This is a genomic window from Octadecabacter antarcticus 307 (assembly GCF_000155675.2).
GTDB lineage: Bacteria > Pseudomonadota > Alphaproteobacteria > Rhodobacterales > Rhodobacteraceae > Octadecabacter > Octadecabacter antarcticus.
Map to the genome: position 1 here is coordinate 4583922 of NC_020911.1, position 23220 is coordinate 4607141.

Below are 23220 nucleotides of genomic sequence, written 5' to 3' on the forward strand. Positions count from 1 at the left end.
TAATAGAATCGCTTGAAGGTGGGGGCATGAATCACGTGCCCTCAGCCTTCGCCGAAGCCCCGCTTCTATCGCTCGATAATGCGGCCCCTATCACGCTTGACCGTGATGAGGTCGAAATTGTCCCCGCGTTGCCCTCCAGTAAATTGGGCAAACAGCCGTCATATCTTGCCGATCATCGCAAACGCCTGCGCCACCGCTTTCTCACGGGTGGTGCGGCTGCGATGCCGGACTACGAAATCCTCGAACTCACATTGTTTCGTGCGATACCGCGGCAGGATGTCAAACCACTGGCGCGGCTATTGATTGAAACGTTTGGTGATCTCAACGGCGTTCTGTCCGCCCCTATCGCGCGCCTGGAACGCGTACATGGGGTCGGCCCCGCCGTTGCCCTCGAACTCAAAGTCATGGAAACTGTGACCCATCGCATGGCGCGCGCGAAAGTGATGCAGCGCCACGTCATCAGTTCATGGGATGCAATGCTGGATTACTGCCACACCGTCATGGCGCACCGCGACACGGAACAATTCCGCGTTCTATTCCTTGATCGCAAGAACGTCCTGATTGCGGACGAAGCACAGGGCAATGGCACGGTTGATCACGTCCCAGTCTACCCGCGTGAGGTCGTGAAACGTGCGCTGGAACTCAACGCCTCGTCGCTGATCCTTGTGCACAACCATCCGTCCGGCGATCCAACCCCATCCAACGAAGACATCGCGATGACGATGCAAATCCATGACGCAGCTAAGGCGTTGAACATTTCATTGCACGACCATCTTATCATCGGGCGGTCACGCGAACTTAGTTTCAAATCCCAAGGGCTGATCTAAAGGGTTTGATCCAATGTGTCTGGTCTAGGGCACGTCCCGCACCCACAATTCAACACGACGATTGGTCTGCTGTCCCCAGATCGTATCATCGCAGGCCATCGGCAATGCTTCTCCAAACGCAGCAGTGTCAATCTCCACGTTTTCTGGAAACGTCCCGCCAAGTGCACGGGTCAAATCTAGGCGCACGGCTTCGGCGCGGGCAGAAGACAAATCGCGGTTTGCTAAGGCCAGTCCGCGCCCATCACTAAATCCGACAAGCATTAATTCCCGCCCACCAAAGCGGCCGTCACGGATCGCCTGCGCCAATTGCATCACGTTGGATCGCGATTGCCCGTCAAGGCGCGTCGACCCAGGTTCAAATCGAAACGTGCTGGACATACGCACGCGCGGTGACAGCAGACGCATCATGCGCTGTAGTTCTGTCAACGGAACTTCCGACCCCGCATTAACAATCGCATTGGCCAATCGATCACCTTGATCCGACAACGGGATAGGCACCGCCGTGAGGTCAACAAATCCGGCGCGCCTGATCACCAATTGCGCAGAAGGCGATCGCAACCAATCAAGAAAATCCACAATCTGTGGGTGCCGTCGTCGTTGCGGTAGGTAGATAAACATCGGGAACGTCAGCAGGTAGTCTTCTGTTTTCATCGTTAGAAACCGCGCGTCAGACCGAAGCCCGCATGGGCCCGTCAACGCCAATGGCTGGGTGTTTCGTGTCTTACCAAATGGCACCAACGTCAGCCCATTCGCTGCCCCTGCGACTGACTCTAATAATGCATCAAAACTATCATGTGACGCATCCGGCTGATCCAAAGCCAGCCCAAATGGCCGCATGAACTGATCTTCAAACCCCTGAATTTGACCGTCTATATCTGTCCTGAGATGCACCTCAAACTCACTGCTCGTTCCGGCCAGTTCTGCGGTTAAATCCGCTAGGGAAATTGACCGCAAACCTGACGTTGCAGAGGTCACTGGCACCAGCGCATCTAAGGCAAGAATACGCATCTGCCGCGAAAGGTCTAGACGACCAAGCCCTGCTTCTGCGGCAATCTGCAGCTCCATCGCACGCAGTTCACGCACCGACAGTAACGCGTCAGCCTCATGCCTCACGAAATTCGAAAATGCGTCTTCTGGCGTTGCAACCGTGATTGAAACCTCAAAGACCAACGCCCCATCAGAGCTGTAAAGCTGAAAGCCAAGCGCGTCTTCACGAACGGTCCAGCCATTGTCGCGGGCATAAACATCGATCAAAGCGGGCAACAAGAGATCGCCCATCCGTGCTGCACCAGTCATCCGCAAAGATGGGACATACTCGACCAAATCCGGACACTCCGCCCCGTCGCACGTCATCCCATCTGCCCTGAACGTAACCAACCCCGTGTCGGCAGCAACTGTGGCGTTCTCCCCATCAAAAGCGACAAAGCGCCCAGTCACCGCAACGCTATCATCAGGGCTTCGAAAAACCACGTCCTGCGCAGCCAGACTCCCCACACAAACCAGATGTGCGACGAGAACCGCCGCGCATCTCAAAATTGTTGCTGGTGTTTTGAACTCAATCCACGTCATCTCGACGCAAGTGTCAGGTCCTCAAACATGTTTTGCAAGATCAGAAAGTCACCAACTGCGTCGCATTCAGGCATAATCATCGTCAGATCTAACGCCGCGGTGTCACCATTTGGGAACACTTGGATACTTTGCACGTTAAGTTCCTGTCCGCAGTTTACCGACGTAATCTCAGCTTCGGCGACCAACATAACGTCGGGGGCAGTGCCCATCATTCCAGTCGGGAATGTGTAGACTTCAGCCATCAACCCATCGCTAACTGATCCGTCACCAAGACGCACCAGATACCCACCAACCGCCATTTCAAGGCGGTCTATATCGCCAGGGTTATCAGCGTGAATATGATTATCGTCACCAAACTTCGCATCGTCTTCATAGGCACTCAACATGACGGATACGTCGCCCTGCCATTGCAGTACGACGCGATCGAAATTAGCGAAATCTTGAACAGTTGCAGTGACAACAGCACCGTCGCCACCGTCAAATACTGCAATCATGACTGCATCTTCAGCCAATGCGGGCACAACCAGCTCAGCTTCGCCAACGTCGTCGGTCATTGCGGTAAACATCATGCCCTGATGATGGATCGTGAACGGTGAATTTGCATAGCATGGTGCGACGACGGCCAATCCAACACTGGCTGCGGCCCCAACTGTTGCTTCAATCGACGGCGCGCAATCAATCGCAACTTCGCCAGCGACATTTGAACCCACAACCGGGGCGGGTTCTGAATCGAGCGCGGCCAGTTGGATTGGTGCCTCTTGCGCGAGGATTACTTTCGCAGTTTCTGGCAGGATGACTGCCGCAGACAAGACAGGCGCGGGTGCTATGATCTCAGGAGAAGACGCAAGAACCATGCCGCTTTGCGCCACGGGTATTGCCATGCCTTCGTTGTCTGCTGAAACAGGGACCTCTAGCGTCGACTGACTCAAAATAGTCGCTGCCTCCCCCACTGCTTCGGTGAACGGCGCAGGCTGGTCAGGAGCCGACTCGAGACTGAACTTGTTCGCTAAAGCGTCACCGTTTTGCATTACAAAACCTATGCCCAACGCCACACTGAATGTGCCGACAGCCATGCCAATTTTTCTGAGTCTCGCCATCTTATCACTCCTTACCCAAATGGGTCCCGCCACGGGTCAGGGTGCAGATTGTTTTATCCCCATGGCCTTAAGATGGCAGCCATGGGGATTCTTTCGGACAGCAATGGGGCGGGAAAGCGGCTTTTGGCTCAACCTTTAGGTATGGCGCCCAATTTGGGTGCCTATGTTAGACGACCGTGGCAATGTTTGAACTTACTTCCAGATCCACATGGACAGCTATCATTGCGCCCCGGGTTGCCCCAAGTCGCAACATCCGCTTCGTCAAAGCCAGGCTTTGCGTCCGCTGTTGGCGCTGGCAACGCCGGCCCAGCAGCTGCGGCCTTTGCCTGACGTTGCTGTTCCATTGCCTGTGCAACCATCGATTCTTGCTCTTCCTTCGACATGGGTCGAATTTGCGAAAGCTTTTGGGTCACGTCGGACCGCAAACCATCAAGCAGGCTCCCAAACAACTGAAAAGATTCCGTCTTATATTCATTGAGTGGATCACGCTGCGCGTAACCGCGAAAGCCTACGACGGACCGAAGGTGTTCCAGCGTCAGCAGATGTTCGCGCCATTTTGCGTCAATCGTCTGCAACAGGATTTGCTTTTCGATATTGCGCATGACCTCGGGACCAAAGGCTGCGGCCTTCTCAGTCATATGCGCTTGTGATGCGTCTTCAAGCCGTTCACGCAGATCGCTGTCATCGACGCCTTCCTCATTTGCCCATTCAATAACCGGTACATCGATGCCCAACTGCGCAATTGTCTGCGCATAAAGCCCTTCGGTATCCCACTGGTCAGCGTAGCTTTTGGCAGGAATATGTACGTCTACCAAATCGTCAATCACTTGGCTGCGCATATCTGACACGATCTCGGACAGGTCTTCGGCTTCCATGATTTCGCGGCGTTGGCTAAAGATCACCTTACGCTGGTCGTTCATCACATCGTCAAATTTTAGCAGCTGTTTGCGAATATCGAAATTACGGCCCTCGACCTTCGCTTGCGCGCGTTCCAGCGACTTGTTGACCCAAGGGTGCACAATCGCTTCGCCTTCTTTCATGCCAAGCGACGACAGAACCTTGTCCAGCCGTTCAGATCCGAAAATTCGCATCAGGTCATCTTCGAGTGACAAGAAGAATGACGACTTACCGGGATCACCCTGACGGCCAGACCGCCCGCGCAGCTGGTTGTCGATGCGACGGCTTTCATGGCGTTCCGTCGCCAACACATACAAACCGCCAGCGTCTTTCACTGCTTGTTCGTCGGCCTTGTGGGCCTCCTCAATCTGCGCGCGCATGACTTCGGTGTCATCATCAGGGGACGCAGCGATCGCTTCCATGATCTTGAATTCGACGTTGCCGCCCAGCTTAATATCCGTACCACGGCCCGCCATGTTGGTCGCGATGGTCACAGCGCCCAGCTTACCCGCATCGGCAACAATCTGCGCCTCCTGCTCGTGCTGCCGCGCGTTTAAAACATTGTGTGGGATGCCCTCGGTCGTCAAAAGCTGGCTCAGGAATTCGGATTTATCAATCGACGTCGTACCAACAAGCGTCGGCTGACCCTTTGCGTTGGCTTCTTTGATTGCTTTCACGACACCATCAAACTTCTCAGTGGCGGTGCGGTATACTTGGTCATGCTCATCGACACGCGCGACGGGGCGGTTTGTCGGAACTTCGACCACACCAAGCCCATAAATCTCAGCGAATTCATCGGCTTCGGTCAGTGCCGTACCAGTCATGCCACCCAGCTTGTCATACAAACGGAAATAGTTCTGGAACGTCACAGACGCGAGCGTGACATTCTCGGGCATGATCTTGCAGCCCTCTTTCGCCTCAATCGCTTGGTGCAGACCCTCAGAAAGACGACGGCCCGTCATCATCCGGCCCGTAAATTCATCAATTAGCACAACCTCGTCGTCGCGCACGATGTAATCTTTGTCCTTGCTGAACAGTTTATGCGCCCGCAGACCTTGATTGACGTGGTGCACGATTGATGTGCTTTCGGGCGCATAAAGGGATTGATCGCTCGGCAAAATGCCAGCCGATACCAACCGTTCTTCAAGAAACTCGTTGCCCTCGTCGGTGTAATTCACGTTGCGGGTCTTTTCGTCCAGCGTGAAATGATCTTCCTGAATTTCAGGGATCAGCTTGTCGATGGTCATGTACATCGCTGAACGGTCTTCAGCGGGGCCAGAAATGATCAACGGCGTGCGCGCCTCATCGACCAGAATGGAATCCACCTCGTCAACAATAGCATAATTATGGCCACGCTGGTTCATCTGGGACAGTTCAGATTTCATGTTGTCGCGCAGATAATCAAACCCAAGCTCGTTGTTGGTCGCATACGTTACATCACAGCGATACGCCGCGTTCTTTTCGGCTTCGGGCTGCTGTGGATAAATAACGCCCGTCGTCAAACCCAATGCGCCGAAAACCTGGCTCATCCATTCTGCGTCACGCTTGGCAAGGTAATCGTTCACCGTCACCACATGCACGCCCTTGCCCGTCAGCGCGTTCAGATACGCGGGGAAGGTCGCCACAAGGGTCTTGCCCTCACCAGTTTTCATTTCAGAAATATTGCCTTGATGCAGGAAAATTCCGCCCATCAGCTGCACATCAAACGCCCGCAAACCTAAGGCACGTCTCGCGGCCTCACGACAGTTGGCAAATGCCTCTGGCAGCAAATCATCAAGACTCTCACCACCCAAGGCGCGTTTCGTCAATTCTTCAGTCTTGGCTTTGATGCCCTCATCGCTCAGCCCTTCGCATTCAGGCTCTAGTGCGTTCACCTTTTCAATCAGCGGCAGCGTGGCCTTCACCAAGCGGTCATTCGGTGTGCCAAAAATCTTCTTTGTAATCGTTCCAAGACCGAGCATATTCTCTCCGCGCGCGCCTGTTTCGGCGTCTCTGACATCAATGTGTGAGGAGGTTGGTTGTGCCTGTCGGACGCGCCCAATAGTAACGACGCCAAGACTAGCCCCCTCGGGACCTCTAGGGGATGTAAGGGGCCACCACATAGGTGTCAACGCCACGGCTTTCCGTGGCTCATCAAGGAACTGTTAATATGCTATTTCGCACCAAATTGCTCGCCTCTGCCGCACTTTTTACCTTCTCTGCCAGCTTCGCCCACGCGGACGCCCACGCCGACATAACGGCCGAAACCGTCGTGGCGTCTGTCAACGGGTCCGATATCACGCTGGGCCAGCTCATCATGCTGCGCTCGCAACTGCCCGAACAATATCAACAGCTTCCTGACGACGTGGTTTTTAACGGATTGGTCGACCAACTTGTGAACCAACAACTTCTTGGTGACACGCTTGACGTTGAACCAAAACGCATCGCCATCGCCATCGTGAACGAAGTGCGTTCCATGCGGGCGGGCGAAGTGGTCAACACGTTCATCAGCGCACCCGTCGGCGACGCAGACCTACAAGCGGCCTATGACGCACGCTTTGCAGATGTCGCACCCGACACCGAATACAACGCATCCCACATCTTGGTTACAACCGAAGAAGAAGCGACTGAGATCAAAGCGATGGTCGATGACGGTGCTGATTTCGCCGAAACAGCCGTCGAAAAATCCACAGGCCCATCTGGTCCGTCTGGTGGCGATCTCGGCTGGTTTGGTCTTGGCATGATGGTTCCTGCATTCGAAGAAGCCGTCCTGACACTGGACGCTGGCGAAGTCTCTGCACCTGTGGAAACGCAATTTGGCTGGCATATCATAATGCTCAACGAGGCTCGCGAAACCCCATCGCCGACACTGGACGATTTGCGCGAAGAACTGGCGATAGACATTCAGCAGCAGGCTCTCGACGCGCTCATCAACTCGTTGACCGAATCCGCAGACATTACACTGCCCGAAGAAGGCCAGTTCGATTACACAATGATCCAGAACCTAGAACTGCTTGAGGACTAAACATGGCGCTCTCCCCCCTCGCACCTGCTCACTTTCCTGACCTTCCTATTATTGAAGGGGTGCGGTTTGCATCCGGTGCGGCGGGGGTGAAATACCAAGGTCGACACGACGTGATGCTGGTGGAACTCGCCGCTGGCACTGCTGTTGCTGGGGTTTTCACGCGCTCTGCCACACGCTCCGCTCCAGTTCTGGACTGTCAGTCGAAGATGGGCAGCGCGGCGGATGGCCGTGCTGCGATCCTTGTCAATTCTGGCAATTCAAATGCCTTCACAGGTGCCGCTGGTGAACACTCCGTCGCAGCAATTTGTGACGCGGTTGCGGCGGCCTCTGGCATTCCGTCTTCTCGCATTTTCACCGCGTCTACTGGTGTCATTGGTGAACGCCTGCTCCACGAACGCATCACAGCGAAGGTCAATGACCTCTGGGCAGTCCTATCGCCAAATGGCATAGAAGACGCTGCCAATGCAATAATGACCACCGACACTTTCGCAAAAGGTGCAACAGCGGACGTTGTGATCGACGGCAAAACGGTGCGCATCGCGGGCATCGCCAAGGGATCAGGCATGATCGCACCCGATATGGCGACAATGTTGGTCTATATCTTTACCGACGCTAAAATCTCGCAGGCTGATCTGCAAATTTTGCTGTCAACGCTTACGGATCAGACGTTAAACTGCATCACCGTGGACAGCGACACATCGACCTCCGACAGTCTGATGTGTGCTGCCACAGGCGCCTCTGGCGTTGACGTAACTGTCAGTGCCGGCTTCACGCAGGCCCTGCATGGCGTCATGCTCAACCTCGCCCATCAAGTCGTGCGCGACGGCGAAGGCGCGACCAAATTTGTTGAAATCCACGTGTCCGGCGCCGCGAGCGACGCAGATGCCCGCAAGGTTGGCCTGTCCATCGCGAATTCCCCCCTCGTTAAAACAGCCATAGCGGGCGAAGATCCGAACTGGGGCCGTATCATTATGGCGATCGGAAAGTCCGGTGCGCAAGCTGATCGTGACCGCCTGACCATCCGGTTTGGTGACATCCTTGTGGCGGAAAACGGCTGGGTGTCGCCCGATTACACAGAAGATGCGGGCGCGGCTTATATGAAACAACAGGATTTGGTAATCGCAGTGGACCTTGGCATCGCAGGCGGTCTCGGCACCATCTGGACCTGTGATCTCACCCACGGCTACATCACCATCAATGCTGACTACCGATCATGAAAACTGTCTTGGTCAGTGCGGTCGCACTCATCGATGTCGATGGCCGTGTTCTGCTCGCCCAGCGGCCCGAAGGGAAATCAATGGCCGGTCTTTGGGAGTTTCCCGGCGGCAAAGTTGAGACCGGTGAAACACCCGAGGTTGCGTTAATCCGTGAACTTCAAGAAGAACTTGGCATCGATACATGGCAGTCCTGCCTTGCGCCCCTGACGTTCGCCAGCCACAGCTATGATGATTTCCACCTGATTATGCCGTTGTTTGTCTGTCGCAAATGGAACGGTATCCCGACCCCGCGCGAAGGTCAGGTCCTTAAATGGGTGCGGGCAAACCAGCTGCGCGACTATCCGATGCCAGCCGCAGACATTCCCCTGATACCGATTTTACGCGACTGGATTTAGCACTAACTCGTAATATTACGTCAAAATCCATCAAGAATGGGCAACATGTAGTCTTTTATTCATCTTGATTGCTATATTTAGGGTGACATACCAACCTCCCACTGCTTTACTCAGTTGGAAGCAAAGACATGGCGTACTCACATTTCGTTGCTTCAGGGATTTGGGGGCAACGATTTGGGAGGATCATCATGCTTCGTACTATTACAGTTGGAAACCACATTCAGGTTCAGGGCCTGTATGTTCGGTCGCTGGAAAACGGCAAGGTGATCGTCGCAGTCGGGGAACGTCAATACGAAGGCCAGCTCGTAAAGCGCCTAAACTAATTAAAACACCGCTAAAACAAAAAAGGGGACGCCACATTGGCGTCCCCTTTCGTGTTCTCAGGCAACTGCGTTACAGCGTGCGTTCAACTTCCTCACGCTCAAAAATCTCGATCACATCGTTCGGACGGATGTCTTCGTATTTCTCGAACGCCATGCCACATTCCTGACCAGACTGCACTTCAGCCACTTCGTCTTTGAACCGCTTAAGCGTCTTAAGCGTGCCTTCGTGGATCACAACATCGTCGCGCAGCAGGCGTACACCAGCTGATCGTCGCGCGATGCCTTCGGTCACCAAACAGCCCGCAATCATGCCCGCATTAGACACCTTGAAGACCTCTTTGATGTTGGCATAGCCGATAAAGTTCTCACGAACCTCGGCAGACAACAGACCAGACGCCGCCGCTTTGATATCATCCACAAGATCGTAAATGATCGAATAATAACGGATTTCAACGCCCTTTTGGTTCGCTGACTGACGCGCGGACGCATTCGCACGCACGTTGAAGCCGATCACTGGCGCGCCTGAAGCTTCGGCTAGGGCGATATCACTTTCAGTGATTGCACCAACACCGGAATGTAGGACCCGCACGCGCACTTCGTCGTTGCCGATCTTTGCCATCGCCTGAACGATCGCTTCGGTCGAACCCTGCACGTCGCCTTTGACGAGGATCGGCAACTCGGACACGGTTTCGCTTGCCTTTGCGTTCGCCATCAACTGGTCCAGCGTCACCGCAGCACCAGCCGCTGCGCGCTTCTCTTTTGCGGCATTGGCACGATACTCTGCAATCTCACGGGCTTGCGCTTCGGTCGATGTCACGTTCAAAACGTCACCCGCTTCCGGCGTACCGTTCAGGCCAAGAACCTCAACAGGGACGGATGGGCCCGCTTCTTCGATACGCTCACCTTTGTCGTCGATCAGCGCGCGGACTTTACCCCATTGTTCACCCACAACAAAAATATCGCCACGGCGCAGCGTACCCGTTTCAATCAACACCGTCGCGACAGGGCCACGACCAATGTCCAACTGTGCCTCAATCACGGCACCTTGGGCGGCGCGATCTGGGTTGGCCTTTAGTTCCAGCAATTCGGACTGCAACGCAATCGCGTCAAGTAAGTCATCAAGCCCTTGACCAGTGATCGCGGATACTTCGACATCCTGAACTTCACCGGACATCTTTTCGACGATAACTTCGTGATGCAACAAATCCGTGCGGACCTTATTTGCGTCGGCTGCCGGACGGTCAATCTTGTTGATCGCCACGATCATCGGCACGTTCGCCGCTTTCGCGTGGTGGATCGCTTCGATTGTCTGCGGCATTACGGCATCATCTGCCGCAACAACCAGAACAACGATATCCGTGACTTGCGCGCCACGGGCCCGCATCGACGTAAACGCAGCGTGTCCCGGTGTGTCAAGGAACGTCAGCTTTGCGCCACTGTCGGTCGTGACCTGATACGCACCAATGTGTTGCGTAATTCCGCCCGCTTCGCCTGCAACAACTTTAGCATTGCGGATCGCATCAAGCAGCGAAGTCTTACCGTGGTCAACGTGGCCCATAATCGTAATGACCGGTGGGCGTGGCTTCAGGTCTTTCGCATCGTCTTCGATGATCTTGATCACGTCTTCGACGTCCGCATCAGAAACGCGCACAATCTTGTGGCCAAACTCTTCGATGATCAGTTCAGCGGTATCTGCGTCGATCGATTGGTTTTGTGTTGCCATAATACCGTTGTTCATCAACGCCTTAACGACTGCAGACACTTTTTCCGTCATCCGGTTGGCCAGTTCAGACACTGTAATTGCCTCTGGAACCCGCACTTCACGCATAACTTTTTCACGCTCGACATTTTGACCCATTGCCTTTTGACGCGCACGATCTTGCTTGCGCTTCATCTGTGCCATGGACCGATGACGGCCACCTTCACCGCCACGCAGTGCTTGGTTCAACGTCAGTTTACCACCGCGGCGGGCATCGTCCTGACCCTTGTTTTTGCGGGTATCGCGGTCGTCTTCTTTCTTGCGTGGTGCCGCGGCAGGTAGGCCACCACTGGGGGGCGCACGTCGCTGGGCCGGTGCCAATTCTGGATCAACAGCTGCCGGGGCAGCAGCGGCTTGCGCTGCTGCTTCGGCGTCACGCTTCTTTTGCTCTTCTTCGTCTTTCTTGGCTTTGACGGCCTCTTCGCGCTCTTTTTCGATCCGCTCTTTGGCATCAATCTCTGCGCGGCGAAGCTCACGCTCTTCGGCGCGGGCTTTGTCGTCTGCATCACGCTTTGCGGCGTCTTCGACTTCGCGGGCTTTGGCTACCTGAAGCGCCTTCATCCGGCGCGCCATTTCGACGTCCGAAATACCTGCAGGCCGCCTTGACGGATTACCGCCCAAAGGTGCGGAACCACTGCCAGAAGGCTTTGGCGCACCCGGTTTGGGAACGACAACGCGCTTGCGCTTCGTCTCAACTACAACGTTCTTAGTGCGCCCATGGCTGAAGCTCTGCTTCACACTTCCGGGACGTGGTATAACACCAAGTGGCTTTTTGCCGTCTGAATCGCTCATGTAGTTTTCATTTCCTTCCCGACGGTGCCTTCACCGTCGATTATCTCGCGCAAGCTCTTAAGCTTCGCGGCTTCCTCTACAACACGGTTACTGAGTTTGCCAGAGGCGAGAGCCCCATGTATCACAGTTCCCCGACCGAATGCCAAACCCAATTCCTGAGCCGTAAGGCACCCAAAATAACGCGCCCCTTCAGGCGTCCATAATTTCGTCTTGCCACGTTCCGACCCATCAGAGGCCTGCAGCAACGCACGGACATTTTCGCCACCACCCAGCCAGCCTTTGACTTTTTCGAACCCGGCGACCGCCAAACCCGCTTTGCGGGCCATTGCGATCAAATCAACAACGCGCCGCGCCATTTGGCGTTCCACCTCGTCTGTCAAACCGTCTGGCACCGTCACAGCTGCCTTGGCGGATTTGGAAAACTGGCCCCGACCCGCCTTATCAAGTGCTGCGCGGGTTGCGGTGACCCACATCCCCCGACCCGGCAACTTTTCCAGCACATCAGGCACGACCTGATTATCTGGTCCTATCACAAAACGTATCAACCCCTCCTTCGGGGTTACCTCGCCGGTGACAATGCACCTACGTTCTGAGACATCATGGTCTTTGGTGCGCCCACTGCGACCCATCTGGCTACCCGGAGGCCTGAAATCAGGCCTCCTGTTCCTCGCTGATTTCACCGTCGTCTTCGGCGTCTTTTACAAGATCATCGGGATCGACCCAACCAAGCATCACGCGCGCTGTCATGATCATAGTCTGTGCTTCCTCAAGGCTCACCTCAAATGGCTCAAGCGACCCGTCGTCTTTGGTGCGTTCACCGTCCGTGACGGTCCAGCCACCAGCCAATTCCCAGTCTGCACATGTTGCGAAATCTTCCAGCGTCTTCACACCATCATTCGCCAATGCTTCGATCATCTGGGGTGTCAGGCCTTCAAATTCTACTAGGCTGTCTTCGACACCTAATTCACGGGCATTTTCCATCGCCTTGTTGTTCTTGGCTTCGATTACATCACGCGCACGGGCCTGCAATTCACTGGCCGTGTCCGCATCGACGCCGTCGATGACGAGCAGCTCATCAACATCAACGTAGGCGACTTCTTCCAGTGTGGTGAAACCCTCTGAGACCAACAACTGTGCAAAGAACTCATCCAGATCCAGTGATTCGATGAACAATCCGGTGCGCAGTTCGAATTCAGCCTGACGACGCTTGGATTCTTCTTCCTCGGTGAGGATGTCGATGTCCAAACCGGTCAACTGGCTTGCAAGACGTACGTTCTGGCCACGACGACCAATCGCCAACGAAAGCTGCTCTTCTGGAACGACAACCTCGATACGCTCAGCGTCTTCGTCAAACACAACCTTGGACACCTCGGCTGGCTGCAACGCATTCACAAGGAACGTTGGCATGTCTTCGTTCCACGGAATGATGTCGATCTTTTCACCCTGCAATTCGTTCACAACGGCCTGCACGCGCGAACCGCGCATACCGACACAGGCACCGACTGGGTCAATGGAATTATCATACGAAATCACTGCAATCTTGGCGCGCGAACCCGGATCACGGGCCACGGCCTTGATCTCAATGATGCCTTCGTAAATTTCTGGCACTTCCATCTTGAACAATTCGGCCATGAACTGCGGATCGGTGCGGCTCAGGAAAATCTGTGGGCCGCGCTGTTCGCGACGGACTTCTTTGATGAAACAACGGATACGATCATTCGGGCGATAGCTTTCGCGGCCGATCTTTTCGTTGCGGCGCAGAATCGCCTCGCCGGTGCCCACGTCGACGATGACATTTCCATATTCTTCGCGCTTAACCTGCGCGTTGATGATCGTGCCCGCGCGGTCTTTGAAATCTTCGTATTGCTTGTCACGCTCAGCTTCCCGGACCTTCTGCAGGATCACCTGCTTGGCGGATTGCGCCGCAATGCGGCCCATTTCAACGGGGGGGACTTCTTCGATAAACTCTTGGCCGACCTCGGGGTCTTCCATGTATTCTCTGGCCTGCTCAACCGTGAATTCAGCCTGATAATTCTCAAGCTCTGCTTCGGCCACAACCGTGCGAACCCGTGTGAACGTTGCCTTGCCGGTCTTGCGGTCGATGTGAACACGAATGTCCATTTCGGACCCGTAACGCGACTTTGCAGCCCGGGCGAGGGATTCTTCCATCGCTTCAACGACCAAAATAGGGTCAATCTGCTTTTCGCGGGCCACGGCCTCGGCGGTTTGCAAAAGTTCCAGCTGGTTGGCAGAGGTAATCGCCATTAGTTTTTCTCCTCGTCAGAGCCGCTCAACACGGTCTCAACTTCGTCAAATTGTGTTTCATCGATCTGGCCCGCATCTTTGCGACCCCTAAGAACGCCACGGATCAAATCTTCCGTCAGCACCAGCTTGGCATCCGTCAGCCATTCAAACTTTAGACCAATTGTAACCGGCTCACCGTTTTCTTCGATCTCGATCAGGACTTCATCACCTTCAACGCCGCGCAACATCCCTTTGAAACGACGGCGCCCGTCAATCAGCTCTTCGGTTTCGATCTTTGCCTCGTTGCCGTCCCATTGCACAAAATCCTTCAGCCGCGTCAACGGGCGATCAATTCCGGGGGACGATACTTCGAGGGTGAAAACGTCCTTGATCGGGTCTTCAACGTCAAGCAGCGCAGAGACCGCCGTGCTGATCTCTCCGCAATCGTCGACCTCAATCGTGCCATCAGGTTTTTGCGCCATGATTTGCAGGATCGATTCCTTACCCGTCATCAAACGCACGCGCACAACCTCAAACCCCAGATCCTCAATGGTGGGGGTGATGATTTCTGTTATGCGGCGATCCATAGCCGCGCGGGCGATCAGTTCTGACATAAGCACTTTCGTTTGGGCATAAAAAAACGGGCGCGCGGCCCGTTGGAATTTCGGTGGGCTTCGGGGGTGGAAGCCGATGCGCCGCTATTGAAAGACCATATAGGCCAAGGCCCACTGTTCTGCAAGGGGCTTAACTGACCCCGCCGGCTGCACCCTTAGGCATACAAGTTGTGTACAGCCTGTGTACGCCGTGTGTCCGTCTAAAAACCTCCCGAATTCTCCGTTATCCGTCCCTTTGGTTTAACATAAAAGGATAGAACCAATGGAGCCTGGAATTTTGATCGCCGTGAGCAGCTCGACGTTCTTGTGCGGTGTTGCACTGATGTACCGCGTGATGATGCGCACCTTGAAGAAGCGTATCGCTGAAGGCGCGGCGCCTGAATAAGCGATACATGAAACGCAAAAAGCCCCGCCAAACTGGCGGGGCTTTCTAAATTTCTAAGACCAAAGCCTTATGCGACTGACCAGCGTTCGGCCATACGTGCGTTGTCCATCTGCCAAACTCCACCGATGGTTTCTGGCGATGAGATGCGGTTGTTTACAGCTTGCACCGAGTTCGCAAACATCGGCAGCAATACGCCGCCATCGTCACGCAGAATCTGCTGCATTTCAAAATACTGCTCGCGGCGTTTGTCGCTATCAAGTTCAGCACGCGCTGTCAGCAATAGCTCTTGGAAACGTGGCGAATCTTCGCTGCCCCATTGGCTGTCATTCCAAGGCACACCGTCCTCATAAGCCGTTGAGAACATCCAGTCTTCCGTAGCCCGACCAGACCAGTAAGACGCGCAAAACGGCTTTTTCATCCAGACGTTAGACCAGTAACCATCAGCCGGTTCCTGCACCACGTTGATGTTAATTCCGCCTTGTGACGCAGACGCTTGGAACAGCTGTGCTGCATCTACAGCGCCTTCAAATGCCGCATTGGACGCCGATAGATCGATGACGAGGCTATCGAGGCCAGCTTCGCGCAGGTAGAACTTCGACTTGTCTGGATCAAATTCCAACTGCTCCATTTCGGCATGGTAGTACTGGTTTGCTGGGCCAATCGGCGAATCGTTTCCGACAGTGCCGTGACCTTGAAGAATCTTGTCCACCATCTCTTGGCGGTCGAGACCGTACTTTAGCGCGCGGCGCACATTTACATCATTAAACGGCGCAACATCCGTCAGCATCGGAAAGATGTAGTGCTGGTTGCCTGATACTTCTTGAATACGCAACGCAGGGTTTGCGCGCAGCAAGCTTTCGGTCTTGAAGTCAATCCGGTTGATCGCGTCGACCTGACCCGTCATCAGGGCATTCATCCGTGCGGTATTGTCGTTGATGGCGATGTATTCGATCTCATCAAAGAAGCCCGCGCTGTCGCCTTTGTAGTGATCTGCATAACGGCTCGCTGTCATACGTACACCAGGGTCAAACGATGTGACTTGATACAGTCCGGTGCCGATACCCTGCGCAATCGCTTCGTCGATCTGGCCCGCAGGATACATCAGAATGTGATAATCCGACATCAGGTATGGCAGGTCTGCGTTACCCGCAGACAGGGTCAGCTGCACTTGGTGATCGGTGATCTTTGTCATCTCAACGATGTTTTCGACAATCGGTTTTGCTGCTGATTTGGAATCTTCACCAAGGTGCATCTGCAAGGATTCGATTACGTCATCGGCCCCAAAAGACTTGCCGTTGTGGAAGGTGACGCCCTGACGCAGATTAAATGTCCATATTTTGGCATCAGACGAGGCTTCCCAGCTCTCGGCCAGTTCGCCCACGAGGCTGCCATCGGCGGCAACTTCTGTCAGGCTGTCAAATACGGCACCTTGTGAAGATGCGATCATAAAGAGATCTGAGTGCGTGCGTGCGTCCCAGCTGTCGGACGTGTTCGCGCCGGACAGCCCCGTTGTAAACTTGCCACCGCGCGTTTGCGCCCGAAGGGGCAGACCCGTCGCGGCCAAAACACCTGCTGCAACGCCAGATTGCAGTAATCCACGTCTACTAATTCCATACATATTGTAGTCTCCCTGAAGTTTTCTTTTTGTCTGACGCATACGTTACGCCGATTCGGTCACATTTTTCCAACAGCAGCATCGCCAACGTTATCAACGCCCCGTTCTTGCAGCAGATCCGTCAACCAATCTGGGTCCATTTCGGGGACCGAACTCAGCAGCAAATCTGTGTAAGCATGATGTGGAGGCGTGAACATTGACGTTTTTGGCCCCTGTTCCACCACATTACCATCTTTCATTACCACAACTTCGTCAGCGATTGATTTCACAGTCGCGAGATCGTGCGTGATGAACATATAGGACAGTCCCAGCGTGTCTTGTAGATTGGCCAATAGGCGCAAAATACCCTCTGCAACTAATTGATCCAGCGCTGACGTCACTTCGTCGCAAATGATGAACTTCGGCTCGGCGGCCAGCGCGCGCGCAATGCCAATGCGCTGCTTTTGACCACCCGAAAGCTCAGACGGGAGACGGTTGAAATACTGTGACGGCTCAAGCTCAATCTGATCGAGGAGCTCGTTCACCCGCTCGCGCTTTTTCGCACCCGTTAGACCGATATAGAACTGCACGGGACGGCCGATAATCTGGCCAATTGTTTTACGCGGGTTCAGCGCAGTGTCGGCCATCTGATAAATCATCTGTGCCTGACGCAGCTGTGCTTTGGTCCGTTTTTTATAGTTCGCTGGTAGAACTTCACCATCAAACGCGATCTCACCCATGCGTGGGGGCAGTAGCCCTGTAATGCAACGCGCGGCGGTCGATTTACCAGATCCTGATTCGCCAACAACAGCGACGGTGCGACCCGCGTGAATATCAAAACTCACATCATGTAGCACGTCGGTCGTACCATAGGCGGCTGTGATATTGCGGACAGACACGACAGGCACCGAACCCTCAGGTACCGGTGATTTGACTGGCCGCTGAAATGCACGCACAGCCCACAGCGATTTGGTGTATTCTTCCTGCGGGTCGGACAGCATGCTGCGGGTTTCGGCTTCTTCAACCTCATCACCCTTCAGCAACACTTTTATCCGATCAGCCATTTGCGCCACAACCGCAAGGTCGTGGGTGATATAGATCGCGGCCGTGTCATATTCTTCCACGATCTGGCGAATAGACGCGAGGACCTCGATCTGCGTCGTCACATCAAGTGCCGTTGTCGGTTCGTCAAAGATAATCAGATCAGGTCGGCACGACATTGCCATTGCCGTCATCGCACGCTGCAACTGACCGCCGGATACTTGGTGAGGAAAGCGAAACCCGATTTCTTCGGGGTTCGGGAGTCGCAGTTTTCGGTACAGCTCAATCCCATCTTCGACGCTTTCACTACGCCCACTGATGCCATGCTGCACGGGTGCTTCGGTATGCTGGTCAATAATCTTGTGTGCAGGATTGAACGACGCTGCGGCAGATTGCGCGACATAGGCAATTCGTTTGCCCAACAAATCACGTTTTACCCGCGCAGAGGCCGTGACCAGATCAATGCCATCAAAGACGACCGACCCTTTGGAAATCCGAACGCCGTCACGGGTGTAGCCCATACACGCCAGACCAATGGTCGACTTGCCCGCGCCGGATTCGCCGATCATTCCCAACACTTCACCCTTTTTCAGGGTCAGGCTACAGCCGTTGATAATCGGGTTCCATGTCTCATCAGAACGGCCTTCGATCCAAAGATCCTTGACGGTGAGAAGGTCAGTCATTCTTTTAACCCCGACGTCTTATGCAGCATCCAGTCAACAACGAAGTTTACCGCGACGGTCAGCAACGCAATCGCGCCAGCCGCCAACAAAGGTGTGACAGCTGCCGTCGGAATGAACGCCGCGAAGTTGATGAACGGGGCCAGGTCACGCACCATTGTGCCCCAATCCGCCAGCGGTGGCTGGATGCCCACACCAAGGAAAGACAGCGCCGCAATCGTCAGGAACACAAAACAGAACCGCAGACCGAATTCAGCCAGCAGCGGTGCCATCGCGTTCGGCAGGATTTCCTTGAACATAAGATATCCAAGACCCTCACCGCGCAGCTTTGCAGCCTCGATATAGTCCATCACCACAATGTTCAGACCCACAGCGCGGGCCAAACGAAACACGCGTGTGCTGTCAATCAAGGCGATGATCAGCACCATAAATATCGTCAGCGGGATACCAAGTTTAACCGCCCAAACGCTGGCGATTGTCATCAGAAGCAGTGCGAAAATCAGCGATGGAATTGCCATCAATACATCGACAGACCGCGACAGAAGTTGGTCAATCCAGCCCTGTAACGTCGCCGCCAGAAAGCCCAAGCTGCCGCCAATGAAGAACGCCAAACACGTCGTGATAAATGCAATGCCAACTGTGTTGCGCGCTCCATAGATCAAACGGCTTAGAATATCACGGCCGATTTGGTCGGTGCCAAGCGGGTAGGCCGGATCACCGCCCGCCGTAATGTCGCCACCGGCCAAGACGTTGGCTGCACCAAAGATTTCAGATTCGCCGTAGGGCGCAATGGTGCCCGCAAAAATCGCGGTGAATGCATAAAGAATGATCACGAGAATGCCAAACGAGGCGGTCAGCGGCATTGTGCGAAACTGCTTTTTGCTTCCCTCAGTACCGACAGCACGACCCAACAAACGGAATAAAAACGCTGCGATGCTTGCGATGATAAAGCCTTGCACCGCCCAGCGGAAGAAAATGACACCGGCGTTCGGCGTTCCGGCATCGGTCACTTTGGATTGGAAATAGTAATAGACCGCCCAGATAAACAATGCTGCACCGACGACATACCCGAACGCGACGCCAAAGGTCATATCGCGAAACTTGGGGGCATTGCTGGTGATCGCTTGCCCCGCAAGACGGAACACATATGCTGACACGAGCAGCCCCACGATGATAATTGCAAACCAAACAAAGCCGCTCATTTTGGATGCCTCAAACGTGGGTTGGAAATGATGGACAGGATATCCGCCGTCAGGTTCAATAAAATATACGCCGCCGCAAAGATTAGGCAGCAGGCCTGCACGACTGGGATGTCACGGATTTTTACGCTGTCCACAAACAGCTGACCGATACCAGGGTAGACGAACACCACCTCGACCACGACAACGCCAGTGATTAAATACGCAAGGTTCAGCGCAATGACGTTAATGATCGGGGCCAGCGCATTCGGCAGCGCATGGATAACGATCACCCGCATTGGCGACATGCCCTTAAGCCGCGCCATTTCGATATAGGGCGAGGCGAGCAAGCTGATAATCGCCGCCCGCGTCATACGCATCATGTGTGCAGTTACCACAAGCGTCAGGGTCAAAGCAGGCAACATCGATTTCTCAAGCCGTTCCGAAAACGGCATCCCGTCATAAATATTAGAAAGGCTGGGGAAGATCGGGTTCAACACCGCAAGGAACAGGATCAAGACATACGCCATGAAAAACTCTGGGCTTGAGATTGAGCTGAGCGTGAACATGTTTGCCGCTTTGTCGAACGCTGTATTGCGATAAAGTGCTGCCAAGATGCCCAACGTCACAGCCAGCGGCACCGCTATACAGGCCGTCACAGTGGCCAGAAACATTGTGTTGGCAAGGCGCGGTGCGATCTGTTCGGCGACGGTCGTGGTACCCGCACCGCCAAAGTTCGCAAAGTTTAGCTGCGCGAAACTGGTGCCAAGATCGAGGGTCAACATTCCTCTCAGCCAGGTAAAATACCGCATGACGAGCGGTTGATCGAGACCAAGGTCACGTCGAATGGAAGCAACAGATTCAGGTGTCGCGCCTTGCCCCAGAATGGCCTCCGCAAAGTCACCTGGCAGCGAATTAACCGCGACAAATATCACAATCGAGACGACAAATAAGGTTACGAGCCCCAGACCTAAACGTTGAAGAACAATCTTAAAGATTGATAGCAAGTTGTTAGTCCCCCATGAATATCACTAGCGTAGCGCCATTACCGCATCTTACAACCCTCAGTTTTTGCTTAATTTTGTGTGTGCGATGTCCTGCATTGCTTGCACAAGTTCGGCTGAGATGCCCGGTTCGGACAGGGCGTGACCAGCTTTCGCAACAATAATCAAACGGCTTGCAGGCCACTTCTCAGCAAGTCTATGGGCCGAAACGGGTGGGCATATCATATCGAACCGACCTTGCACGATGATACCAGGAATATCGGCAATTTTGTCCATATTATTTAGGATTTGTTGTTCTGCAGTCAGAAAACACCCATGGCTGAAATAGTGATTTTCAAGTCGCGCAAACGCACGCGCATATTCTGCTGGGCCTGATCCACCCGCACCCGTGCTATCAATTGACGCCAGTGCGTTTTCCCATCCAGCCCAAGCACGGGCGTAGCGGGTTTCCAACACTGCATCTCCAGAAAACAGCCGGCGGTGATAGGCGCCGATCATGTCGCCCCTCTCACTTTTGGGGATCAGGCTTTCGAAATTCTGCCAGACATCAGGCCAAAACGCGCCCGCGCCGCCGCCATAAAACCAATCTAGTTCTCGTTGCGTGCAAAGGAACACGCCCCGCAGGACCAAATGCATAACGCGTTCTGGATGCGCCTGCGCGTAGATCAACGCTAGCGTCGCACCCCAGCTACCACCAAATACGACCCAATTCGCGATTCCCATCGTGGTGCGAATAAGTTCGATGTCAGCAACCAGATGCCACGTCGTGTTGTTTTCAACACTGGCATGGGGTCTGGATCGCCCGCAGCCACGCTGATCAAACAGGATGATACGGTACACCGTTGGGTCAAAATACCGCCGCATCATCGGGCTGCACCCACCACCGGGCCCACCATGAAAGACAACAACGGGCACCCCGTCAGGGTTGCCGCATTGTTCAACATAGATGCGATGCCCATCGCCCATGTCCAGCATTTGCTGATCGAACGGGTCGATTGGCGCATATAGATGCGACACCGCGCGTTTTTGTCCTGAGGCTTTGTCCATATTCAATGTATATAACGAGTTAGAACAAATGCCCATTGTCGCAACCCATTGCCGAAACAGAATTCTCAGAGGCCGTATGCAAACCACACAAACAACAGTCGATCCCGCAGAAATTGCCAAGTTCGAGGCCATGGCCGCTGAATGGTGGGACCTTGAGGGGAAGTTCAAGCCGCTTCATATGCTAAACCCGACGCGACTGGACTATATCACGCGCCAGATCGCAGCTGAATTTGATCGCAATTTGATGGCGGACAAACCATTCGACGGGTTGCGGATTCTGGATATCGGCTGCGGTGGTGGATTACTGTGCGAACCTATGGCGCGGCTTGGTGCAGTTATTGTCGGGGCTGATGCAGCTGAACGCAATATTCCGGTCGCCCAGGTCCACGCCGAACAATCAGGCCTCGACATAGATTACCGGTTTACGACCGCAGAAGACATGGCCGCAGACGGTGAACTGTTCGACATCGTGTTGAACATGGAAGTTGTTGAACATGTGGCGAACCCTTTGTCCTATCTGACGGCCTGCCAGCAGTTGCTGAAACCCGAAGGATTGCACATCTGTTCGACCATCAACCGCAACCCAAAAAGCTTTGCGATGGCAATTTTTGGCGCGGAATACGTGATGCGCTGGTTGCCCAAAGGCACGCACGTATTCAATAAATTCATCACGCCGGACGAATTGTTTGCGCTGCTGGAACAGGCGGGTCTTAATCCAGTGGATCGCAAAGGGTTCAAGTTCGACTTTTTGGGCTGGAGCTGGTCAATATCAGACAGCGACCTATCGGTAAATTACGTCACCTCAGCGCTGAAGCCTGCTTAATACCCATCCAGCACCACGCCGTAGATCGTTTCGGCACTGGCAAATCCCATTTTACGATACAACGTCCAGCATTGGTGTCCGCCTCAACCACAATGACGACTTTTACATCTGGTGCACGGCCCAGCGCCCACTAAGCATATCCTATTTCTACGATGCGTCGCCGTGTATCTACGAATTAAATCCGGTTCGGTTGGCGTCGAATACACGAGATACCCGTCATGTTGGGTCAGGTGGAACACCCCCAATAACGCCAGCAGTTCACTGCACATTGCGAGCGAGCAAAGCCTCATTCCTCGTCGCTCAGCCTAATTCGCAACTCACGCATCACCGGCAGGATCGGACGGACAGCTTCATATCCAACCTTGTCCACCGCCCGCGCAATGATTGGTGCGATGGCAGCCATTGCGGCATCCCGTGCGCTAAGGCCCGCCGGACTGATCGTTACCAACTTGCGCCGTGCGTCTTCCCAATCGGGGCGAATGTGAACGTAGCCAGAGTTTTCAAGTTTGCGCAGGGTGTTTGTCATGGCCCCGCGGGTCAGATGAAACGTCCGCGCCAATTGTGCAGGTGTTTTTTCCGTCTGCGCACGGGCCAGATGATTGAGCACCGAAAAATGCGATAGCTCCATGCCCTTAGGCAGCGCCTTGGTGACAGTATTACGTGCAAGCTGATCCACAGTGAGGATTTCACTAAATAAGGCAACGGCAAGGCTGTCGGTTTGCTGGTTCAT

Annotated in this window: 20 protein-coding genes; 7 read left to right on the forward strand and 13 right to left on the reverse strand. The window is 54.3% G+C overall.

Annotated features, from left to right (window positions below; translation table 11 throughout):
• Window positions 1–26: 26 nt before the first annotated feature.
• Window positions 27–827, forward strand: a complete 801-nt coding sequence (gene radC / locus OAN307_RS23480; RefSeq protein WP_015501893.1) for a RadC family protein — start codon at window positions 27–29, stop codon at window positions 825–827.
• 24 nt (window positions 828–851) lie between these two features.
• Here the strand turns inward: radC and OAN307_RS23485 are convergent, their stop codons facing one another.
• The 3 genes from OAN307_RS23485 to secA all read right to left on the reverse strand — a co-directional run bounded on the left by OAN307_RS23485 (window position 852) and on the right by secA (window position 6351).
• Complete coding sequence (locus OAN307_RS23485; RefSeq protein WP_051068090.1) at window positions 852–2396, reverse strand: phosphate ABC transporter substrate-binding/OmpA family protein; 1545 nt, start codon at window positions 2394–2396, stop codon at window positions 852–854.
• Window positions 2393–3493 (reverse strand): hypothetical protein, encoded by a 1101-nt coding sequence (locus OAN307_RS23490; protein ID WP_015501895.1) that lies wholly within the window; start codon window positions 3491–3493, stop codon window positions 2393–2395. The genes OAN307_RS23485 and OAN307_RS23490 overlap by 4 nt, the downstream gene beginning before the upstream one ends.
• Before the next feature lie 161 nt (window positions 3494–3654).
• Window positions 3655–6351, reverse strand: coding sequence for a preprotein translocase subunit SecA (gene secA, locus OAN307_RS23495; protein WP_044044321.1), 2697 nt, complete (start codon window positions 6349–6351; stop codon window positions 3655–3657).
• 188 nt (window positions 6352–6539) lie between these two features.
• On the opposite strand from secA, the gene OAN307_RS23500 reads away from it, so the two are divergent.
• From OAN307_RS23500 to OAN307_RS30835, 4 genes are all read left to right on the forward strand, one after another.
• Window positions 6540–7394: a peptidylprolyl isomerase gene (locus tag OAN307_RS23500; RefSeq protein WP_015501897.1), complete on the forward strand. Its 855-nt coding sequence runs from the start codon at window positions 6540–6542 to the stop codon at window positions 7392–7394.
• 2 nt (window positions 7395–7396) lie between these two features.
• Window positions 7397–8611 (forward strand): bifunctional glutamate N-acetyltransferase/amino-acid acetyltransferase ArgJ, encoded by a 1215-nt coding sequence (gene argJ, locus OAN307_RS23505; protein ID WP_015501898.1) that lies wholly within the window; start codon window positions 7397–7399, stop codon window positions 8609–8611.
• Window positions 8608–9006, forward strand: a complete 399-nt coding sequence (locus OAN307_RS23510) for a (deoxy)nucleoside triphosphate pyrophosphohydrolase (RefSeq protein WP_015501899.1) — start codon at window positions 8608–8610, stop codon at window positions 9004–9006. The genes argJ and OAN307_RS23510 overlap by 4 nt, the downstream gene beginning before the upstream one ends.
• Window positions 9007–9194: 188 nt before the next feature.
• The gene (locus OAN307_RS30835) at window positions 9195–9329 is read left to right on the forward strand and encodes a hypothetical protein (protein ID WP_085982908.1); all 135 of its coding nucleotides are present in this window, start codon (window positions 9195–9197) and stop codon (window positions 9327–9329) included.
• Between the two features lie 70 nt (window positions 9330–9399).
• Here the strand turns inward: OAN307_RS30835 and infB are convergent, their stop codons facing one another.
• The 4 genes from infB to rimP are packed head-to-tail and all read right to left on the reverse strand — an operon-like array spanning window position 9400 to window position 14738.
• Window positions 9400–11880: a translation initiation factor IF-2 gene (infB, locus tag OAN307_RS23520; protein WP_015501901.1), complete on the reverse strand. Its 2481-nt coding sequence runs from the start codon at window positions 11878–11880 to the stop codon at window positions 9400–9402.
• On the reverse strand, window positions 11877–12509 hold the full coding sequence (locus OAN307_RS23525) for an RNA-binding protein (protein WP_015501902.1): 633 nt from the start codon (window positions 12507–12509) through the stop codon (window positions 11877–11879). The genes infB and OAN307_RS23525 overlap by 4 nt, the downstream gene beginning before the upstream one ends.
• A gap of 22 nt (window positions 12510–12531) precedes the next feature.
• The gene (gene nusA, locus OAN307_RS23530) at window positions 12532–14145 is read right to left on the reverse strand and encodes a transcription termination factor NusA (protein ID WP_015501903.1); all 1614 of its coding nucleotides are present in this window, start codon (window positions 14143–14145) and stop codon (window positions 12532–12534) included.
• The gene (gene rimP / locus OAN307_RS23535) at window positions 14145–14738 is read right to left on the reverse strand and encodes a ribosome maturation factor RimP (protein ID WP_015501904.1); all 594 of its coding nucleotides are present in this window, start codon (window positions 14736–14738) and stop codon (window positions 14145–14147) included. The genes nusA and rimP overlap by 1 nt, the downstream gene beginning before the upstream one ends.
• Before the next feature lie 262 nt (window positions 14739–15000).
• Between rimP and OAN307_RS30840 the strand changes: the two genes are divergently transcribed.
• Window positions 15001–15123, forward strand: a complete 123-nt coding sequence (locus OAN307_RS30840; protein ID WP_275450628.1) for a hypothetical protein — start codon at window positions 15001–15003, stop codon at window positions 15121–15123.
• Between the two features lie 67 nt (window positions 15124–15190).
• Here OAN307_RS30840 and OAN307_RS23540 read toward each other — a convergent pair whose 3' ends face one another.
• From OAN307_RS23540 to pip, 5 genes are read right to left on the reverse strand one after another with little or no spacing between them, the layout of a single operon-like run.
• Window positions 15191–16741 (reverse strand): ABC transporter substrate-binding protein, encoded by a 1551-nt coding sequence (locus tag OAN307_RS23540; protein WP_015501905.1) that lies wholly within the window; start codon window positions 16739–16741, stop codon window positions 15191–15193.
• A 56-nt stretch (window positions 16742–16797) separates the two neighbouring features.
• Entirely contained in the window at window positions 16798–18441 is a 1644-nt protein-coding gene (locus OAN307_RS23545; protein WP_015501906.1) for an ABC transporter ATP-binding protein, read from the reverse strand.
• Window positions 18438–19640 carry an ABC transporter permease gene (locus OAN307_RS23550; RefSeq protein WP_015501907.1) on the reverse strand — a complete coding sequence of 401 codons (1203 nt, stop codon included), beginning with the start codon at window positions 19638–19640 and terminating at the stop codon, window positions 18438–18440. Before OAN307_RS23550 ends, OAN307_RS23545 begins: the two co-directional genes overlap by 4 nt.
• Complete coding sequence (locus OAN307_RS23555; protein ID WP_015501908.1) at window positions 19637–20623, reverse strand: ABC transporter permease; 987 nt, start codon at window positions 20621–20623, stop codon at window positions 19637–19639. The genes OAN307_RS23550 and OAN307_RS23555 overlap by 4 nt, the downstream gene beginning before the upstream one ends.
• Window positions 20624–20680: 57 nt before the next feature.
• Entirely contained in the window at window positions 20681–21667 is a 987-nt protein-coding gene (gene pip, locus OAN307_RS23560) for a prolyl aminopeptidase (protein ID WP_015501909.1), read from the reverse strand.
• A gap of 76 nt (window positions 21668–21743) precedes the next feature.
• Between pip and ubiG the strand changes: the two genes are divergently transcribed.
• The gene (gene ubiG, locus OAN307_RS23565) at window positions 21744–22490 is read left to right on the forward strand and encodes a bifunctional 2-polyprenyl-6-hydroxyphenol methylase/3-demethylubiquinol 3-O-methyltransferase UbiG (RefSeq protein WP_015501910.1); all 747 of its coding nucleotides are present in this window, start codon (window positions 21744–21746) and stop codon (window positions 22488–22490) included.
• A gap of 286 nt (window positions 22491–22776) precedes the next feature.
• On the opposite strand, the gene OAN307_RS23570 is transcribed toward ubiG, so the two are convergent.
• A complete protein-coding gene (locus OAN307_RS23570) occupies window positions 22777–23220 on the reverse strand; it encodes a MarR family winged helix-turn-helix transcriptional regulator (protein ID WP_015501911.1) in 444 nt (147 codons plus the stop codon).

Bases quoted from the DNA above. Each gene is read 5' to 3' on its own strand.
- radC (WP_015501893.1), top strand. From the start codon at position 27: ATGAATCACGTGCCCTCAGCCTTCGCCGAAGCCCCGCTTCTATCGCTC.
- OAN307_RS23485 (WP_051068090.1), bottom strand. From the start codon at position 2,396: ATGACGTGGATTGAGTTCAAAACACCAGCAACAATTTTGAGATGCGCG.
- OAN307_RS23490 (WP_015501895.1), bottom strand. From the start codon at position 3,493: ATGGCGAGACTCAGAAAAATTGGCATGGCTGTCGGCACATTCAGTGTG.
- secA (WP_044044321.1), bottom strand. From the start codon at position 6,351: ATGCTCGGTCTTGGAACGATTACAAAGAAGATTTTTGGCACACCGAAT.
- OAN307_RS23500 (WP_015501897.1), top strand. From the start codon at position 6,540: ATGCTATTTCGCACCAAATTGCTCGCCTCTGCCGCACTTTTTACCTTC.
- argJ (WP_015501898.1), top strand. From the start codon at position 7,397: ATGGCGCTCTCCCCCCTCGCACCTGCTCACTTTCCTGACCTTCCTATT.
- OAN307_RS23510 (WP_015501899.1), top strand. From the start codon at position 8,608: ATGAAAACTGTCTTGGTCAGTGCGGTCGCACTCATCGATGTCGATGGC.
- OAN307_RS30835 (WP_085982908.1), top strand. From the start codon at position 9,195: ATGCTTCGTACTATTACAGTTGGAAACCACATTCAGGTTCAGGGCCTG.
- infB (WP_015501901.1), bottom strand. From the start codon at position 11,880: ATGAGCGATTCAGACGGCAAAAAGCCACTTGGTGTTATACCACGTCCC.
- OAN307_RS23525 (WP_015501902.1), bottom strand. From the start codon at position 12,509: ATGGGTCGCAGTGGGCGCACCAAAGACCATGATGTCTCAGAACGTAGG.
- nusA (WP_015501903.1), bottom strand. From the start codon at position 14,145: ATGGCGATTACCTCTGCCAACCAGCTGGAACTTTTGCAAACCGCCGAG.
- rimP (WP_015501904.1), bottom strand. From the start codon at position 14,738: ATGTCAGAACTGATCGCCCGCGCGGCTATGGATCGCCGCATAACAGAA.
- OAN307_RS30840 (WP_275450628.1), top strand. From the start codon at position 15,001: ATGGAGCCTGGAATTTTGATCGCCGTGAGCAGCTCGACGTTCTTGTGC.
- OAN307_RS23540 (WP_015501905.1), bottom strand. From the start codon at position 16,741: ATGTATGGAATTAGTAGACGTGGATTACTGCAATCTGGCGTTGCAGCA.
- OAN307_RS23545 (WP_015501906.1), bottom strand. From the start codon at position 18,441: ATGACTGACCTTCTCACCGTCAAGGATCTTTGGATCGAAGGCCGTTCT.
- OAN307_RS23550 (WP_015501907.1), bottom strand. From the start codon at position 19,640: ATGAGCGGCTTTGTTTGGTTTGCAATTATCATCGTGGGGCTGCTCGTG.
- pip (WP_015501909.1), bottom strand. From the start codon at position 21,667: ATGGACAAAGCCTCAGGACAAAAACGCGCGGTGTCGCATCTATATGCG.
- ubiG (WP_015501910.1), top strand. From the start codon at position 21,744: ATGCAAACCACACAAACAACAGTCGATCCCGCAGAAATTGCCAAGTTC.
- OAN307_RS23570 (WP_015501911.1), bottom strand. From the start codon at position 23,220: ATGAACCAGCAAACCGACAGCCTTGCCGTTGCCTTATTTAGTGAAATC.